Source organism: Halalkalibacillus sediminis (assembly GCF_002844535.1).
Classification (GTDB): domain Bacteria; phylum Bacillota; class Bacilli; order Bacillales; family Alkalibacillaceae; genus Halalkalibacillus_A; species Halalkalibacillus_A sediminis.
Genome location: NZ_PJNH01000003.1, coordinates 410,690 through 427,558 on the forward strand (window position 1 = coordinate 410,690; position 16,869 = coordinate 427,558).

Annotated in this window: 12 protein-coding genes and 2 tRNA genes; 3 read left to right on the plus strand and 11 right to left on the minus strand. The window is 38.7% G+C overall.

Annotated features, from left to right (window positions below):
* Window position 1 precedes the first annotated feature (1 nt).
* The 11 genes from CEY16_RS11805 to CEY16_RS11855 form a co-directional block, all read right to left on the minus strand.
* Window positions 2-1,339: a YycH family regulatory protein gene (locus CEY16_RS11805; protein ID WP_101332236.1), complete on the minus strand. Its 1,338-nt coding sequence runs from the start codon at window positions 1,337-1,339 to the stop codon at window positions 2-4.
* A complete protein-coding gene (gene walK, locus CEY16_RS11810; protein WP_101332237.1) occupies window positions 1,339-3,177 on the minus strand; it encodes a cell wall metabolism sensor histidine kinase WalK in 1,839 nt (612 codons plus the stop codon). The genes CEY16_RS11805 and walK overlap by 1 nt, the downstream gene beginning before the upstream one ends.
* Window positions 3,178-3,182: 5 nt before the next feature.
* Window positions 3,183-3,890: a response regulator YycF gene (gene yycF / locus CEY16_RS11815; protein ID WP_101332238.1), complete on the minus strand. Its 708-nt coding sequence runs from the start codon at window positions 3,888-3,890 to the stop codon at window positions 3,183-3,185.
* 237 nt (window positions 3,891-4,127) lie between these two features.
* Window positions 4,128-5,699, minus strand: a complete 1,572-nt coding sequence (locus CEY16_RS11820) for a peptidoglycan DD-metalloendopeptidase family protein (protein ID WP_162297931.1) — start codon at window positions 5,697-5,699, stop codon at window positions 4,128-4,130.
* A 362-nt stretch (window positions 5,700-6,061) separates the two neighbouring features.
* Window positions 6,062-6,137 (minus strand) — tRNA-Phe (locus CEY16_RS11825).
* Between the two features lie 190 nt (window positions 6,138-6,327).
* A tRNA-Asp gene (locus CEY16_RS11830) sits at window positions 6,328-6,404 on the minus strand.
* A gap of 200 nt (window positions 6,405-6,604) precedes the next feature.
* Window positions 6,605-7,891 (minus strand): adenylosuccinate synthase, encoded by a 1,287-nt coding sequence (locus CEY16_RS11835; protein WP_101332240.1) that lies wholly within the window; start codon window positions 7,889-7,891, stop codon window positions 6,605-6,607.
* Window positions 7,892-8,110: 219 nt separating this feature from the next.
* On the minus strand, window positions 8,111-9,472 hold the full coding sequence (gene dnaB, locus CEY16_RS11840; protein ID WP_101332241.1) for a replicative DNA helicase: 1,362 nt from the start codon (window positions 9,470-9,472) through the stop codon (window positions 8,111-8,113).
* A gap of 28 nt (window positions 9,473-9,500) precedes the next feature.
* Window positions 9,501-9,947, minus strand: coding sequence for a 50S ribosomal protein L9 (gene rplI, locus CEY16_RS11845; RefSeq protein ID WP_101332242.1), 447 nt, complete (start codon window positions 9,945-9,947; stop codon window positions 9,501-9,503).
* Window positions 9,944-11,917 (minus strand): DHH family phosphoesterase, encoded by a 1,974-nt coding sequence (locus tag CEY16_RS11850; RefSeq protein ID WP_101332243.1) that lies wholly within the window; start codon window positions 11,915-11,917, stop codon window positions 9,944-9,946. The genes rplI and CEY16_RS11850 overlap by 4 nt, the downstream gene beginning before the upstream one ends.
* A 41-nt stretch (window positions 11,918-11,958) precedes the next feature.
* The gene (locus CEY16_RS11855) at window positions 11,959-12,900 is read right to left on the minus strand and encodes a YybS family protein (RefSeq protein ID WP_162297932.1); all 942 of its coding nucleotides are present in this window, start codon (window positions 12,898-12,900) and stop codon (window positions 11,959-11,961) included.
* A gap of 165 nt (window positions 12,901-13,065) precedes the next feature.
* Between CEY16_RS11855 and CEY16_RS11860 the strand changes: the two genes are divergently transcribed.
* Genes CEY16_RS11860 through CEY16_RS11870 form a run of 3 tightly spaced genes read left to right on the plus strand, consistent with a single transcriptional unit; the run spans window position 13,066 to window position 16,782 of the window.
* Window positions 13,066-14,571: a spore germination protein gene (locus CEY16_RS11860; protein ID WP_162297933.1), complete on the plus strand. Its 1,506-nt coding sequence runs from the start codon at window positions 13,066-13,068 to the stop codon at window positions 14,569-14,571.
* Window positions 14,564-15,664 (plus strand): GerAB/ArcD/ProY family transporter, encoded by a 1,101-nt coding sequence (locus CEY16_RS11865; RefSeq protein WP_101332246.1) that lies wholly within the window; start codon window positions 14,564-14,566, stop codon window positions 15,662-15,664. Before CEY16_RS11860 ends, CEY16_RS11865 begins: the two co-directional genes overlap by 8 nt.
* Window positions 15,664-16,782: a Ger(x)C family spore germination protein gene (locus tag CEY16_RS11870; RefSeq protein ID WP_101332247.1), complete on the plus strand. Its 1,119-nt coding sequence runs from the start codon at window positions 15,664-15,666 to the stop codon at window positions 16,780-16,782. Before CEY16_RS11865 ends, CEY16_RS11870 begins: the two co-directional genes overlap by 1 nt.
* The last annotated feature ends 87 nt before the right edge of the window (window positions 16,783-16,869 follow it).

The window sequence follows — 16,869 nt, forward strand, 5'->3', positions numbered from 1 at the left end:
TTTATTCCACCTCTCTGCCCGAATAAATTTCCTCGAAAAAGCTGAACGGACGCCACCTACCATTATAATTGATGTGCCACTCAGGTTCTAATTCAAGTACGTTTTCGTTGTTTGTATTCAATTGGTAGCCCAAACGAATGTTTTGAACAGGCCCCATCGAGATCTTATCTTCGATTTGTCTCAAAAACTCATAGACTTCCTCAGCTGGTTCGACAGTAACTGAACTAGGCTCGATTTGTCTCTCTGTTTTGAACAGTGGTCTTTTCAAAATGTGTAATTCATTATTTTCCCATTCTTCTTCGATCATGGTTGCATTACCTTGTGTTTCGAAAACAGGTAATTCATTATAATACATTCGGTAACGGATCCTATTCATGGACTCAGTGATTTCATCTACTTGGTAATCATCCGTCCAACCTTTATAATCATTGGTGTTTTGTAAACTTTGTCTGATTAATTCTGAGCGAGAGAGTGTATTTGATTGTGAAGAAAGAGGATTCACATACTCCATCACTCGATCATCCCGGAAGACTGTCGTAGTTTCTATTCTACGGGTTCCGTCATTATAATACACCGTACCGCCATCTCTGTTGATTGTTCCTTGTCTACTCACTAAATCTGGATTGCTGAATAACAAGTTGATCATAGGGTCGATATCGATTTCTCGGGTTAATAGTAAGTAACTATCCACGTTCTTTTCTTCTGTTGTTAAATATAATTTCTTTCCGTTTTCTAAGGTTACCTGGGAAAGAGGTATATTCGAGTTTTGATTAATCACTTCATCAATTCTATCAAATGCACTGCGTGACTCGATCTGACCTGTAATTTGTTCACCATGCTCATCAGAGACGAATTTCACAATCACTGTTTGTTCACTTTGAGAGAGGAAGAGAAACATTCGATTAAACGTTTGATCCCAGGTACTGTCAGTATCTACTAGAGAAAACATCTGTGTGATAAAAGATTCTGGCACTTCCAGTGGAAATCTTATCTCAATATTTTCCGTATAACTATTCTCTATAGCAAGCTGTCTATTCCTCACCTGCGGCTCTGGGTTCGTTTGGGTCACTTGCCACGTTCTAATTTCTTCAAATAGTCTTAGTTCGTCTTCTCGGTCGTCTAAACTTGAATGGCTGTTCCCATCATGCGCAATGATTTCAGAGGGTTGGAGTAAAGATGTCAATGTCTTTTCCTCACCATCGATCACTGTCTCATCAATGTAATTCGTGTCATTCAAACTTTCATGTGCGGGTTGATAGGTCCATAGAGCTAGAGTAAGTAATAAACTCATCCCTACTAGAATCGTTAGAATACCAGATTTTATATATTCTATATTCACTAATTAGACCCCCGCTTCTTACGCATCAACGGTAAACTGAAGGTAATCGTCGTACCTTTGTTTTCTTTACTCTTAGCCCATATTTTACCATCATGTGCTTCAATCATTTCTTTAGAGATCGCCAAACCAAGACCCGTTCCACCTAACTGACGGGATCTTGCTTTATCGACTCGGTAGAATCGGTCGAAGATCTTTTCTACATTGTCTTCTGGAATACCCACACCTTCATCAGAAACCTGCGTTAACAGGCGATGGTTTTCTTGAATGACTTCTACATTAATCTTACCGCCTTCAGGAGAGTACTTTATCGCATTGGAAATAATGTTATCCAACACCTGGGTCAACTTATCAGAGTCAATCCAGACATAACATTCCCCTTTCGGTAAATATCTTTCGATAGACAATCCTTCTTTTAGATTCATCTCAAAGCGATCGACGATATGATTGATGAAGTGGATATATTCCACGCGTTCTTTATTCAATCGGTAATCTTTATTATCCATTTTCGATAACTGAAGAAGGTCATTTACTAATCGGATCATTCGCTCGGTTTCCGTTTGAGTGACATTCAAGAACTTAGGTGCGATCGTCTCATCTTTCCACGTGTCACCTTCAGTTAACGTTTCTAAATAACTCTTCATAGTCGTCAGAGGCGTTCTCAGTTCGTGTGAAACGTTTGCCACGAATTCTCGGCGTTCGCGCTCCACCTTCTCTTGCTCGGTGACATCACTGATTACTGTAATGAAACCATTCATCTCATTGTTTTCATCTTGGATGACAGAGAAGTTCGCCTTCAGCAATAATTGCTCGTCCTCTTCTGAGTAATCAATGATGATGCTGTTCGCTTCCCGCACCTCAAATAAGTCAGAAACGTTATCATTAATACCTAGTATGTCCAGAATCGGTTTACCTTGCACCTCGATATAATCTTTACCGATCAGTTTGGAAGCTGGCTCATTCATCAAGATAATATCGCCACTACGGTCCGTCGCGATGACTCCATCTGTCATATTGGATAGGACTAGACTAAGTTTTCGCCGTTCCCCTTCAGTGGTTGCTTGGGCTAATTGCAATTGATCGTTCAGATCGTTGAACGTCACCGCAAGCTGTCCAATCTCATCGTTTCCATATACATTAACCTTTTTAGAAAAGTCACCAGTAGCCATCACGGTCGCTTGTCTTCTCATTTCCATAATAGGCTTGGTAATGGTTCTAGCTACCAATATCCCTAACAGAGCTGAGACCGTTATAGCAAGAAGCGTACCATTAGCAAAAATCCGGTTGATGTCCTCAAGCTGCCCATCGACTCCTTCTAATGATGCTTCAATATTCAACGCCCCAACGGTTTCTTGACCATTATTTTGGATAGGGGCTGATATCACCCATGTTCTGTGACCATTTTGAGGATTATAGTAAATATCTTGTTCTCTATTACCGGTCAAAGCACGCTGAATGCCCAGATCTGTCGTTCTTTTTCCAACATTAATCAGATCGGCTTGGTTCGTCGTGCCTAATACTCGTCCGTTACTATTGATTACTTGAATCTCTGTGATATCTTCTGAATCGAAATCATATATAATCGACTGCACATCGTTTTCTAGCGTGGGCGTATCTTCACTTGCTTCTTCTCCTCTTTCCGTCAAAAAAGCTTGCTCCAAATTGTAACTAAGCAGTTGAATCCGTTCATTGATCGATTCATTGAAATTATCTCTAAGCTGTCCCTCTAATTGATTGACAAAATAAGCCCCAATCACTTGAATAGCGATCAATAGGAGCAAAATATATACGATGATAAATTTTATCTGAATGGATTTGAAAAATCCCCAAAACTTACTCATTGAATCTACTCCTGTTCAGGGTTACGTAAGTAGTAGCCGACTCCTCTCCGAGTGACAATCCACGTAGGGTTGCTTGGGTTCTCTTCGATTTTTTCGCGTAATCTGCGTACGGTAACGTCGACGGTTCTCACATCACCATAGTAATCATAGCCCCAAACTGTTTCTAGTAAATGTTCACGAGTCATGACTTGTTCAATATGTTTCGATAAGTATAAAAGCAACTCAAACTCACGGTGAGTCAAATCGATCGGTTCACCATCACGAGTCACTGAATAATTTTCACGGTTGATCTCTAGTCTTCCTATTTTAATATTTGGTGTACCTGAGGCACCAGCACTCGCTTCATCGCTACCGATTCTACGCAAGTTGGCCTTAACTCTAGCGACTACTTCGCGATTACTGAATGGCTTCGTTACGTAATCATCTGCACCTAATTCAAGACCCAGCACTTTGTCTATTTCAGAATCTTTCGCTGTAATCATGATGATAGGAATTTGATAATCTTTTCTTATTTCTCTACAAACTTCCATCCCATCTTTTTCAGGAAGCATGATGTCTAATAATATGAGGTCTGGCTCTTCCTTATGGGTTAAACGAATAGCTTCATCACCATCATAGGCGCATATCACTTCGTATCCTTCTTTTTCAAGGTTGAACTGTAATATGTCTGCAATCGGTTTTTCATCGTCTACAACTAGCACTTTGTATTTCATTATAAGACACCTTCCTTATTGAAAAAATGATGTAATACTTCTATTTTAACTTTATTATGTAAAAATGTCTTATCATTCGATGAAAGAACTCGTGAACTATTTTAAGAAAAGCGCAAATGCCCGATTAGAAACGTAGAGGTTGGAGCTCTTCAACTGAGATAAAGAAAGCGTTTACGCTTTCTTAAAAAAGATATAATAAAACCTCTAGCTGCGAGAGCTAGAGGTTAATCTATCTTCTTAGTGATAATTTGCTGGATTGACTAATGATCCATTTTTACGGATTTCATAGTGTAAGTGAATACCAGTAGAATTACCTGTGGATCCCATTACACCGATTTTATCACCTTTTTGTACTTTCTGTCCGACTGAAACATTTAGAGAGCTCATATGCGCGTATAGAGTTGTAAAACCATTTTTATGATTAATGACGACTTTATTTCCATAACCGCCACTATCCCATCCAGCTTCAACAACAACACCAGTATCTGCAGCTAGGATCGAACGGTTTGTTACTCCGGCAATATCCATTCCTTTATGGTAAGAGCCCCAACGAGGTCCCTTGTGACTAGAAATGTAACCACCGACTGCAGGCCATGAGAAGTTTCCAGAACCTACTGAAGGAAGTGGCTTCGTACCTTCAAGGATTATTTTATTTTGCGGCTCTTCTACTACTTCTTCTGAAACCTTATTCTCTTCAAGAACTTCATTGTTCTTAGTTACTACTTCATAAGTAATGACTTTCTTACCTTTTGAACCTTCTTGTTCAACTTTTGTTTCGCCTACATAGATCTCATCAGATTTCTTTGTTTCTTCCTCGAAATCTAATGACTCTTCCTCAGTTCGTTGTGTAGTATAAGTTACATCAATTGGAGTGCTTTCAGAAGTCACTTTAACTGATTGCCCAGCTTGAACAATTGATTCTTCCTCTATATCAGGGTTCAATTCAACCAACTCATCAACTGATAAGTCATAATTCCCTGCCACTTGATTCAAATCAGTATCTTGTTGAGGGGTATGTACCTCTTCACCTGTACCTCGTTCAATCAATTTAACCAATTGAGCCGTTTCAAGTAATTGAGTTGGATTAACTTTTTCTTTTGAAAATGTAACTTTATCTTCAATTGATACGTCTATTACAGTAGAACCATCATTTAGTGTAACAGTTTCGTTTTCTTGTTCTTTATCATCTTCCTTCGTTTCATCATCTGAGCTCTCAGCTTTTACAGCCATTTTTGCAAGATCAGAAGGAAGGTACTCTGAAAGTTCTACAGATTCGTTAAGGTCAACATCTTTTAGTAGGTTATATTCTTTTTTCAACTCCTCAGGTAAATATTGACTGATGATTTGGTTCAGAGCTTTGTTCGCTTGGTCTAAATCTTTTACAAAACCAATAGATTGACCGTTCATCTTAAGCTCGATTGCTTCGACCTGGTATTCTATGGAATCATTTAACGTATTAAGTACTGATTCTGATTCATCTACAGTATCGAAAACTTTTTCTTTTACAAAATCGATATCTTTTTCAGAAACTAGTTTCATATCTTCATGGTTAGCTTCTGCATCTTTTTTGTGTTGATCAAGAAAACTTTGAATCTCTTCTTTACTTTCTACTGTACCGATATGTTTATCATCTAGGTAAACGTGGTAAACATTATCTAGATCAGTGCCAAGGGACTCAGCGTAAACCGAACCAAAAGCAATAATTGCACCTGCACTTGTAGTTATAGTTATTTTCTTCAAAAGAGAGCCATTCAAAGTCTGTTTTGCTTTGTTAAGCCCACCTCTAAAACGAGTCAACAAATTTCTCACGAATCTTTCCCCCATTTAGAGCTATCCTTATATTTTTAGCTATTTTTCTTTTATTTTTTTAATGACACTCCTATAATCTATCATATTTATTATTGATGTGAAAAGTATCCTAGTAGTTTTGTAATGAACTTGTATAATATTTTACAATAATTACCTATTTTATCGGGTGAAAAGGCGATTTTAGTGTAAAAAGTAACTTTTTTGAGTCCTTTAGTCTGAATTTTATAGGCAATTGTAACGACTTTGTAACATAACACGAAACCATGTCGAAACACTTCTAATATCGTCACTTATGCGGCTATAAACTGTTATTTCTACATAAAAAAATCAGAATCCACAATAGATTCTGAGTGATTTTGAAATGGTGGCTCGGGACGGAATCGAACCGCCGACACACGGATTTTCAGTCCGTTGCTCTACCGACTGAGCTACCGAGCCATAATAATTATAAAATTGTAGTGAGACTTAGCGGGCTTAAATTGCATTGCCTGTGCTCGTCGTGTTGCAAGTTTCTCTGTGGCGCCCTTCACTCCTCGCAAAGCTACTCTGATGTTATTCACTGAAGTTAACGCTTAGCTACCGAGCCATAATAATTATAATATTGTAGTGTGTTCGCCGTAATAAAAAATGGCGGTCCGGACGGGACTCGAACCCGCGACCTCCTGCGTGACAGGCAGGCATTCTAACCAACTGAACTACCGGACCAACTAATTTATCGGACAGCGTTAATCTTACCACAATTTAAAATAGAAAGACAAGGCTTTTTTTGAATATTCCCCTTTATAATAAAGTCAGGCATTCATGGGTTATTGCTTAGAATTGATAAACATAAGAAAACCTCGAGCTCATAATAGAACTCGAGGCTGAATTATATAGTTTCTATAGCTTTGTTTTGCTCAGATTACTTAATATATCTCGTTTTGAACAATTGTTTGTGCACGATCTGGACCTACAGAAAAGATTGAGACAGGGATATTGATCAGTTCTTCGATTTTCTGAATATATTTCTGTGCATTAATAGGCAAGTCTTCGAAAGTTCGAACCTCCGTAAGGTCTTCCTCCCACCCAGGTAATGTTTCATATACTGGTTTACATTCCTTCAATACATTTAGGCTTGCCGGATAACCTTTGAATGTCTCACCATTATATTCATAAGCCACACAAATTTTGACTTCCTTTAATCCTGTCAAAACATCAATCGAATTCAATGAGATATCTGTCATTCCACTTGTACGTCTCGCGTGGTTGACGACCACTGCATCAAACCACCCTACTCTGCGGGCTCTTCCAGTAGTCGTACCGTATTCTCTTCCGATTTCTCTTATTCTGTCACCGATTTCATCATTCAACTCCGTTGGGAATGGTCCATCTCCCACACGAGTTGTGTAAGCTTTAGAGACTCCAACGACTTTCTCTATGTTATTAGGTCCGATTCCACTACCGACAGCTACACCAGCAGCTGAAGTATTAGAGGAAGTCACATACGGATATGTCCCATGATCGATATCTAACATGACTCCTTGTGCCCCTTCAAATAGGACATGTTCTTTCTGGTTGATCGAGTCTTCTAACAACATCGCTGTGTCTGTGATGTAAGGAGCAAGCTTCTCGCCATATTCGAGATAATCTTGATAAATAGACTCTGGGGATAATGGCTGAGCGCCGTACAATTTTTCGAGCCATAGGTTTTTCTCTTCTACTTGTTGAGTAACTTTCTCTTTTAAAGCAGAAGCATCTAATAAATCCGCCATACGAATTCCTAAGCGGTTGACTTTATCAGCATAAGCAGGGCCAATCCCTTTTTTGGTCGTTCCAATTTGTTTATCTTTTCCTTTGGATTCTTCTTGTAAACGATCCAACTCAATATGATAAGGCATGATTACTTGAGCTCTTTCACTGATTCTTAAGTGGGCGATGGACAAGTCATGCCCCTTTATATAGTCCATTTCTTTTAATAACGCTTTCGGGTTGATCACCATTCCATTACCTAAGATACATAGTTTGTCTGGGTTGAAAATGCCTGATGGAATAAGGTGGAGTTTATAGGTTTCTCCATCGAATTGGATCGTATGTCCTGCATTGTCTCCCCCTTGATATCTAGCAATCACTTTTGCTTGTTTAGCCAGGAAATCAGTTATTTTACCTTTACCTTCGTCTCCCCATTGTGTACCAACTACTACAGCGGTCGTCATGATTGACCCTCCTATATATTCACTATCTATTTACTATCATTGTTATCAATTAACAAAATACATTCATATACTACCAGTCTTGAGCCATTTATTCAATGCAAAAAACGAACATTATATAAGAAATATATGTATTTGTACGATTTTTAACTTGGTTAGAATTTATTAAATCCATACAAAAACCCGCTATTTTAAGCGGGCTTTAATCTTAGACAATCATCGCTAAGCAGGCGGTACATCTGCTTCCCCGTATCTCCTGTCTAAATCAACAAACTTATTATATTCCTTCACAAAGGCTAATTCTACTGTTCCTATAGGTCCATTACGTTGTTTAGCTATGATGATCTCGATAATATTCTCATTCTCAGATTCATCATCGTAATAGTCATCGCGGTATAAGAATCCGATGATATCTGCGTCCTGCTCGATACTCCCGGACTCACGTAAGTCTGACATCATTGGACGTTTATCTTGTCTCTGTTCCACACCACGGGACAACTGAGACAATGCAACAACAGGAACTTCAAGTTCCCTTGCCAGGGCTTTTAACTGACGAGAGATTTCTGATACCTCTTGCTGTCTATTTTCCCGACTATTACCGCTTCCCTGTATTAGTTGGAGATAGTCGATCATAACCATGCCAATGCCTTGTTCTTGTTTCAAACGGCGGCATTTCGAACGGATCTCATTCACTTTTACACCTGGTGTATCATCAATAAAAATACCAGCGTCCGACAAGCTACCCATAGCCATCGTCAGTTTGCCCCAGTCTTCTGACTGTAAACTACCCGTTCTAAGTCTTTGTGCATCAATGTTACCTTCAGCACATAGCATACGCATGACGAGTTGTTCTGCACCCATCTCCAAGCTGAATATGGCTACGTTCTCTTGAGCATTCACTGCCACGTTCTGAGAGATGTTCAACGCAAATGCCGTCTTACCTACAGATGGTCGGGCTGCAATGATAATCAAATCATTTTTCTGAAAGCCTGAGGTAATATGATCTAAATCTTTATATCCTGTAGGTACACCTGTTACATCCTCATCATGGTGATGCAGCTGTTCAATGTTATCGTAAACATTGATCAAGACGTCTTTGATATTACGGAATTTACTGGATGTTTTACTTTGAGAGACATCAAGCATCGTCTTCTCAGCATAATCTAAAACATCTTCTACCTCTTCACTCTCTTCATATGTGTTAGTAACGATATTGGTAGCAGCTGAAATGATTCTGCGGAGCATCGATTTTTCTTGGACGATTCTCGCGTAATATTCGATGTTAGCTGCAGTAGGCACTGAGTTCGCAATATCCGTAAGGTAAGAAACCCCGCCTACTTCATCCAATATTTGAAGATCACTCAGCTCAGTGGTGATCGTAACTAGATCGATCGGTTCACCTTTATCTGTTAAACGGACCATTGTCTCGAATAATCTTTGGTGACTGATTCTATAAAAATCATCTGCTTCCAGGATTTCTGAAGCAGAAACTATTGCGTTCGGCTCTAAGAAAACCGCCCCTAAAACCGACTGTTCCGCCTCTATATTATGGGGTGGGGTTCGGTCGTTTTCAAATTCTGCCACATCGTGTCCTCCTTTATGATTGGAACGATTAAACTTCTTTTACATGTACCTTCATTGTTGCAATCACATCGTTGTGAATTTTTACTGGTACATCTGTATAACCAAGAGAACGGATAGGATCATCTAGTTCGATTTTCCGCTTGTCCACTTTGATGTTATGAGACTTCTTCAACTCTTCAGCAATTTGCTTGCTTGTGATTGAACCAAACAGTCGGCCTTCTTTTCCGGATTTCGCTGTCAGTTGAACGGTCAGATTTTCAATTTCCTTCTTAAGTTCTTTTGCTCGATCTAACTCTGCCTGTTTCTCCTCTTCTTTTTTTCTTTGTTCGCCCTCTAGTTGCTTCATATTCCCTGCAGAAGCTTCGACAGCTAAATTATTTTTAAGCAAGTAGTTTCTTGCATAGCCTTCGGAAACATTCTTCACTTCGCCTTTTTTCCCTTTACCTTTAACGTCCTTAGTGAAAATTACTTTCATGAATTGTCTCCCCCTTCTAAATAATCCTCAATGATATCTCTTAATTGTTCTTCCACTTGATCAATCGTTGTATCTTCTAATTGGGTAGCCGCATTCGTCAAGTGGCCGCCCCCGTTCATTTTCTCCATGATCACTTGAACATTCACTTCTCCAAGAGAACGTGCACTCACACCGATCTTTCCATCTTTTCTTTCAGAAATAACGAAAGAAGCTTTGACTCCACTCATGGTGAGTAAAGTATCGGCAGCCTGGGCGATAATAATCGCTCCGTATGTTTCTCCCTCTACGCCTTTAGCGATGGCAATTCCTTCTGTATATTGCGTTGTATTTTTAATCAATTCACTTCTTCTGACGTAAACATCAATATCTTCTTTAAGCAGTTGCTGAACTAGGACTGTATCTGCACCTTTAGAACGTAAGTAAGAAGCTGCATCAAAAGTTCTTGAACCTGTTCTCAAGGTGAATGACTTCGTATCTACCGTGATTCCTGCTAGTAACGAAGTCGCTTCTAGTGTATTCAATTTAAGTGGCCCATCTTGATACTGAAGCAATTCAGTCACGAGCTCTGCAGTTGATGAAGCATAAGGCTCCATGTACACAAGCGTCGGATCATTAATGAATTCTTCAGCACGTCTATGGTGGTCGATCACCACTACATGTTCTGTCTTCGTGAGTAATCGATCTTCCATGACCAGCGAAGGTTTATGAGTGTCCACGACTACTACAAGCGTATTCTTAGTAACCATATCCATCGACTGTTCTGGAGTCACAAACCACTGAGCGATCGATACGTCATCATCAATGGCATCCATTAAGCGTTGAACCCCAGTATTGACTCCATCAGGGTCAAAGACCACATAACCTTCTTTATCGTTCTGTTGAGCTAGTTTCAAAATACCGATAGAAGCTCCGATTGAATCCATATCAGGCGTATGGTGGCCCATAATCAGGACTTTTTCACTTTCACGCACTAACTCTCTTAATGCATGAGAGATGACTCGAGCACGGACTCTAGTCCTCTTCTCCATAGGATTCGTCTTACCACCGTAGAATTTAACTTTCCCCTCTTCATCTTTAATGGCAACCTGGTCACCACCGCGCCCAAGAGCTAAGTCCAAGCTCGACTGTGCTAATTCACCAAGTTCAGGCAAATCCGCGGTGCCTTTACCAATACCGATACTCAATGTAAGAGGTACATTTTTATCTGAAATCAATTCTCTGACTTCATCCAAAATCTCAAATTTCGTCTTCTCGAGATGAGTCAGAATCTCTTTACTCATGACAGCCAAGAAACGTTCTTGTGAAATTCGCTTCATATATATTCCATAATCATTTGACCAACCATTCAAAATGGAGGTCACTTCTGAGTTCATTTGACTTTTTGAAGTGTCATCCATCGCTTGGGTCAACTCTTCATAATTGTCTAAAAAGATGACAGCTAGAATCGTTTCTTCATTATGATAACGATTTTCGAGTTCAATCTGTTTGGTCCGGTCAAAGAAATAAATGAGTCGCTCTTCTTTTTTAATGATGACCTGAAATCTCTCTTCACCAAGACCGATCCAGTACTCCTCAAATCCATCATTAATGGCTGAAATAATCTCTTCCGAGACCTCTGATAAAGGTTCACCGATTAGAGTCTTATCACCATCCATATATTTATTCATATATGGATTGGCCCACTCGATTTGGTAATCTTCATTAAACAGCACGATACCAAAAGGCATCTCTAAAAGAGCTTCCTCTCCTACCTTTTTAACTCGGTAAGATAAAGTGGTTATATAATCCTCCGTACGCTTACGCAGCCGTTCCTCTGTTCTCAAAGAAAAGAAGATAAGTAGTGCCAGGACCACCGCTAGTAACGAACCGATGACCCAGTGATAATAGATAACAATAGCTGTGAGTACGGTGGATAGTACATATAAGACCCACATATTTTTATTTAAGATTAATTGTTTGATGTCGTTCATTCATGTCATCTCCCGACAGATTGACGATATTTATCATACATTTATTTCTTAGAGACCAGTCGATCCCTAAGTTGAAAGCCTAAATCAATTATACCTAAAATTCGGAATGGATAAAGTAACAAAAAAGGAAATAGAACAAATAAAACCGTTAAAGTGATCGGTATCGCTTTAGACCATTTCTTGTAATTCGTAAAGAAAAAGGCAAAGGATAACCCTTGGATCACTATTAATAAGCCTGCCAAAGTGTAGACATTCGTTGCAACCAAATACAGGCTATCAGTTGGTTCAGTATATATCCACGTCAGGATGATTCCAGCAAAATAAATCCATATGATGGATGTAGGCAGACGAAAATCTTTGAAAGGTGGAAAAGAGTTCTTCTCTTTATGTAAACGATTAAGAATACGGTAACTAATCCACTGAGTAATGAAAGCAAATGCCACCCCTATGATGACAATCCCCGTAGGTATCAGGTAAACGAAACTTTCCATTTGATCTCTGACGATTTCTAATGTTTCTTCGTCAACGGTCTGACCCACTTGTTCAAAAAGAACTTGCAAGGTTTCGAATGAACGTTCAAGGGCTCGCCGGATCTCTTCCATCCAGTTGATATTTAAAAAGAATTGAGTGAACACATAAATCAATGCTAAACCTAATGTAAAGCCCAATGTTCCCCTCGCCCACGTTTCGTAGGCTTTTCTCTGTTCATTAATTGCAGAACCGATCGCAATCCCGCCTAGCCCCATAAATAATGTAAATGGGATCGAAACTACCGATAGCAAAATTGCCCCGATCAACATAGCAACAATGAATACTATGACGGCAGGTTTCCAACCATGCCTGGCTGTATATATAACGAAAGGCACTGGTAGTAAAAATATCGTGACTATTTTTGATAATGGTATAAAAAACGTCATTGTCAGAATAACGATGAAGATAGCAGCAAATACAGCACCTTCAGTTAATTGTTTCGATTGATTCATCTTTATTTTGCACCTTCTTCTTCTCTTCATAGACCTTTCTCTATTCTACCAACTAAAGATAAGTTGTGAAAGGAATTCATTACTTGGAGTTTTATACAGGTAATTAATAATAAATTTGCCATCATTGAAGCATACTAATCGCACATGAAAAGAAGGTGTGTCGTTATGTTTTTCAAGAGAAGAAACAACCAAAAACCTAATTCTGCACAAAAACCACGTACCGAAAGACCTTCAATAAAAGTCACCCGATCTTTAGATAAAAATATAGACTTTATCGTTAATGAATTCAATAACTCGGATGATTTGAAGGTCAGGAAAATCAAAAAAATTGATGCTACACTTATTTATTTCGAATCTTTAGTTGATCAAGATAAAATGCAAGACCGGATATTTAAGCCGATAGAACTCAGTCAAAACCTAGATACATTTGATTTGTCTCCTGCAAGAGTTTCACATGATCTGTACAGGGCTTGCAACTCATTATTAATGGGTCATACGTTATTGTTAAAAGACCATGTTGCGGAAATCAAAATTATTCCTGTTACAGACAGTAATAACCGGAATGTAGATGAACCAGCTAATGAACGAGTCGTCAGGGGCTCCCATGAGGGTTTTATAGAGAACCTGATGGTGAATCTAAACCTTCTTAGAAAAAGGATGAATGATAGCGATTTAACTGTACATTATTTCGATAAAGGTACAGAAACTTCTACTAAGATTGCGGTTGTATTTATGAATAGCCTAGTAAATGATGAACACGTCAAAGAGGTGGAAAGACGTATTCAAAGCATTGATGCTGATATGTTGTTCAGTCCAGGTTATATCGAAGAGTTCATTGAAGATGAGCCAATGTCACCGTTTCCTCAATTATTAAATACAGAAAGACCAGATCGTGTAGAAGCAAATATATTAGAAGGTCGAATCGCAATTTTAGCCGAAGGTAGTCCAACATGCTTATTAACACCAGTGTCATTCTTCGCTTTCTACCAAACTACTGATGACTATAATAACCGGTGGACTTCAGGTACTTTTTTACGGTTGATACGCTTAACCAGTTTCTTGATTGCGATTGGACTACCCGCTATATATATTGCCGTAGTTGGATTTCACTTTGAGGTAATTCCTTCAGACTTACTTTTACCGGTGAAGGCTTCAATAAACGACATCCCCTACCCTCCTTTAATAGAAGCACTTGTAATGGTTATCGTCATTGAACTGATCAGGGAATCCGGTATGCGCCTCCCTTCTCCAGTCGGTCAAACAATCGGTATTGTTGGAGGGTTAGTTATTGGAGATGCGGTAGTAAAGGCGGGATTGGTCTCTAATTTGGTGGTCGTCGTCATTGCACTTACAGCATTAGCGTCATTCGTCGTCCCATCTAACGAAATGAGTACTACTTTAAGGGTTTTAACTTTTCCACTTATTATACTAGCTGGAACATTCGGGTTCGTAGGCATCGCTTTCGGTTTCCTTGCATTACTCATTCACCTTGCGAGATTGACATCATTAGGCACACCATATTTTGCTCCTATGACTCCTTTTAGACTCAAAGACTTAAAAGACACTTTTGTGCGCATACCACTCTTTAAGATGAATAGACGACCAACTGATAATTATGCGAAAAAAAGTGTCATCACCCGTCGTTCTAGAAAGTGGGATATGAATGAGTGATCGTCAGCATCACATTTCAAAGTCTCAGTTCTTTTTTTTCATTGTACAGACGCAGATAGGTGTGGGTGTTCTCTCGCTACCTTATGATTTACACACAGTGGCCAAGCAAGATGGGTGGATTTCTTTATTAGGAGCATGTCTGATTCTTCAGATTGTCATAATATTTTTTTGGATATTGACTAAGAGATTTCCTAATGATGATCTACTAACCTTCAATGAATTCGCGTTCGGTAAAATCATCGGTAGGATTATCAACTTTACGTACACCATTTATTTCTTAGCGATCTCAGCTTTGGTTTTAATCTTATATAGTGAAATTTTAAATATCTGGATACTTCCCGAGACCCCTTCTTGGGTTTTGATCCTACTGATGATTATTATTGGAACTTATTTGGTTTCAAGCTCGATTTCTGTTATCGCTAGAATATACACTTTTTTATCAGCATTCATAGTGGTGCTCGTTATTTTACTAGTATATGTGTTACCTCATATTGATTTAATCTACTTATTCCCAATCGGCAAACAAGGTGTCACTCCTATCATAAAAGGAATGCATAGTGCGGGTTTATCATTTATGGGTTTCATCATTGTATTGTTTATTTCAAAATATGTTCGTGCAAATTCCAAACAAAAACTAGCTACTATGTCTGCAGCGATTTGGTTTGTTTTTGGCATTTATGCTTTTACAGTTTTTGTATCTTTCACCTTTTTCGGCACAGTCGAAATTGATCTTATCCCTCAGCCTGTATTGTATATGCTTAAAGCGTTTGAGCTGCCTGTTGTTGCGCGGATTGACCTATTATTTTTAACGATATGGATCGTTTCAGTTGCAACATCATTTGGGACTTTTCTATATTTAGCAAACATAAGTTTAAAAGCCACGATTCAAGCTAAAAAACGCGGGTGGGTCCTTGGAGTATGTAGCGTTATAATCTTCTTAATATGCGTCATTCCCCCCATTAACGCTGAAAACAAGAAGACCTATACTACGTGGATTACAAATGCTGACTACTTTTTTTCGGTTGCTTTTCCACTGATCATTTTAGTCGCATCGATTATTCTTAGAAAAAAACTAAGTCCGGGGGGCAAGTAATGAAGAATTCCCATAAGTACATCTCATTAATAGTATGTTTATTTTTATTGACTGGATGCTGGGATCAAAAACCATTTAAGAACAAAAAAATAATTACCACTGCGGCTTATGATCGGTCTGACTCACATAATATCGAAACCTCAGTAATTATACCTTCTGTAACTGGAGGTCAGGAATCTGCCCAAGAAGAAGAAATACAGTTATTTAACACGAAAGCTACAACTGCATTGGCGCTTCGGAATGAACTGGATTTAATGATATCTAAAAGAATAGATCCTTCAGTATTAGAAGTGATTTTAATCGGTGAGGAGCTTGCGAAACGAGATATTTATCCTATGCTTGATGCCTTTTATAGGAACCCAAGAAGTAATTTGAATTCAAAGGTCGCTATTGTTAAAGGAAAAGCGGGTGAGGCATTGAGTCAACAAGTATCAAATGAAAGTAATCCGAGTGAGTACTTCCTTGGATTAATTCACGCAGCAATGGAATCAACTCATTACTCTAACGATAACTTGCAACTTCTTTGCGCAGAATTGTTTGAGCCTGGTCAAGATTTCGTTTTGCCTTATTTAGAATTAGACGAGCAAAGCAAGAGTGTCAAATACCAAGGATTAGGACTTTTCCATGGTCGCTCATTTACAGGAGAGGTACTTACATCAGATGAAGCACTTCTTCTAATGCTAATGAGCGGATATAAAGGAAAGTCTGCCCGCATCACACGCAAGCTCACTGATGAACATGAAGACGACTTTTTGAATTATATAACCATTGATGTAATGAAAAGCAAAAGAGATATTCAATATCAACTAGATGAAAAGAAAATCATGCTTGACTTTACATTCACAGTTAAAATTTCTGAGTACCCTCTTGATCACTTAAGTGAAACATCTACTATACTTAATATAAAAGATGATTTAAAAAAGATTCTTGAAGAAGATATGACGAAGATATTCAATAAGTTACAAGAAGCTAATAGTGACGTGTTCGGTTTAGGAAGAAGAGCCGAAGCCTTCCATTACAATGAGTGGAAAGATATGAACTGGGAAGAAGACTTCAGTAACCTAACCATAGAACCTTCTATAGAAGTTGAAATAAAACATGGCGGTAGTTTGAATTAACTAATTCAAGAAAAGTGCAGCACCTTTATGGTTGGAGTGAATCAACTTCGATAAAAAAATCACAGTTTGTATAAGGACGGAAGATAA

Excerpts from the sequence above, each read along its gene's own strand:
- yycF (WP_101332238.1), bottom strand. The coding sequence starts at position 3,890 with ATGAAATACAAAGTGCTAGTTGTAGACGATGAAAAACCGATTGCAGAC.
- CEY16_RS11860 (WP_162297933.1), top strand. The coding sequence starts at position 13,066 with ATGTTTTTCAAGAGAAGAAACAACCAAAAACCTAATTCTGCACAAAAA.
- CEY16_RS11870 (WP_101332247.1), top strand. The coding sequence starts at position 15,664 with ATGAAGAATTCCCATAAGTACATCTCATTAATAGTATGTTTATTTTTA.
- CEY16_RS11835 (WP_101332240.1), bottom strand. The coding sequence starts at position 7,891 with ATGACGACCGCTGTAGTAGTTGGTACACAATGGGGAGACGAAGGTAAA.
- CEY16_RS11865 (WP_101332246.1), top strand. The coding sequence starts at position 14,564 with ATGAGTGATCGTCAGCATCACATTTCAAAGTCTCAGTTCTTTTTTTTC.
- walK (WP_101332237.1), bottom strand. The coding sequence starts at position 3,177 with ATGAGTAAGTTTTGGGGATTTTTCAAATCCATTCAGATAAAATTTATC.
- CEY16_RS11850 (WP_101332243.1), bottom strand. The coding sequence starts at position 11,917 with ATGAACGACATCAAACAATTAATCTTAAATAAAAATATGTGGGTCTTA.
- CEY16_RS11855 (WP_162297932.1), bottom strand. The coding sequence starts at position 12,900 with ATGAATCAATCGAAACAATTAACTGAAGGTGCTGTATTTGCTGCTATC.
- rplI (WP_101332242.1), bottom strand. The coding sequence starts at position 9,947 with ATGAAAGTAATTTTCACTAAGGACGTTAAAGGTAAAGGGAAAAAAGGC.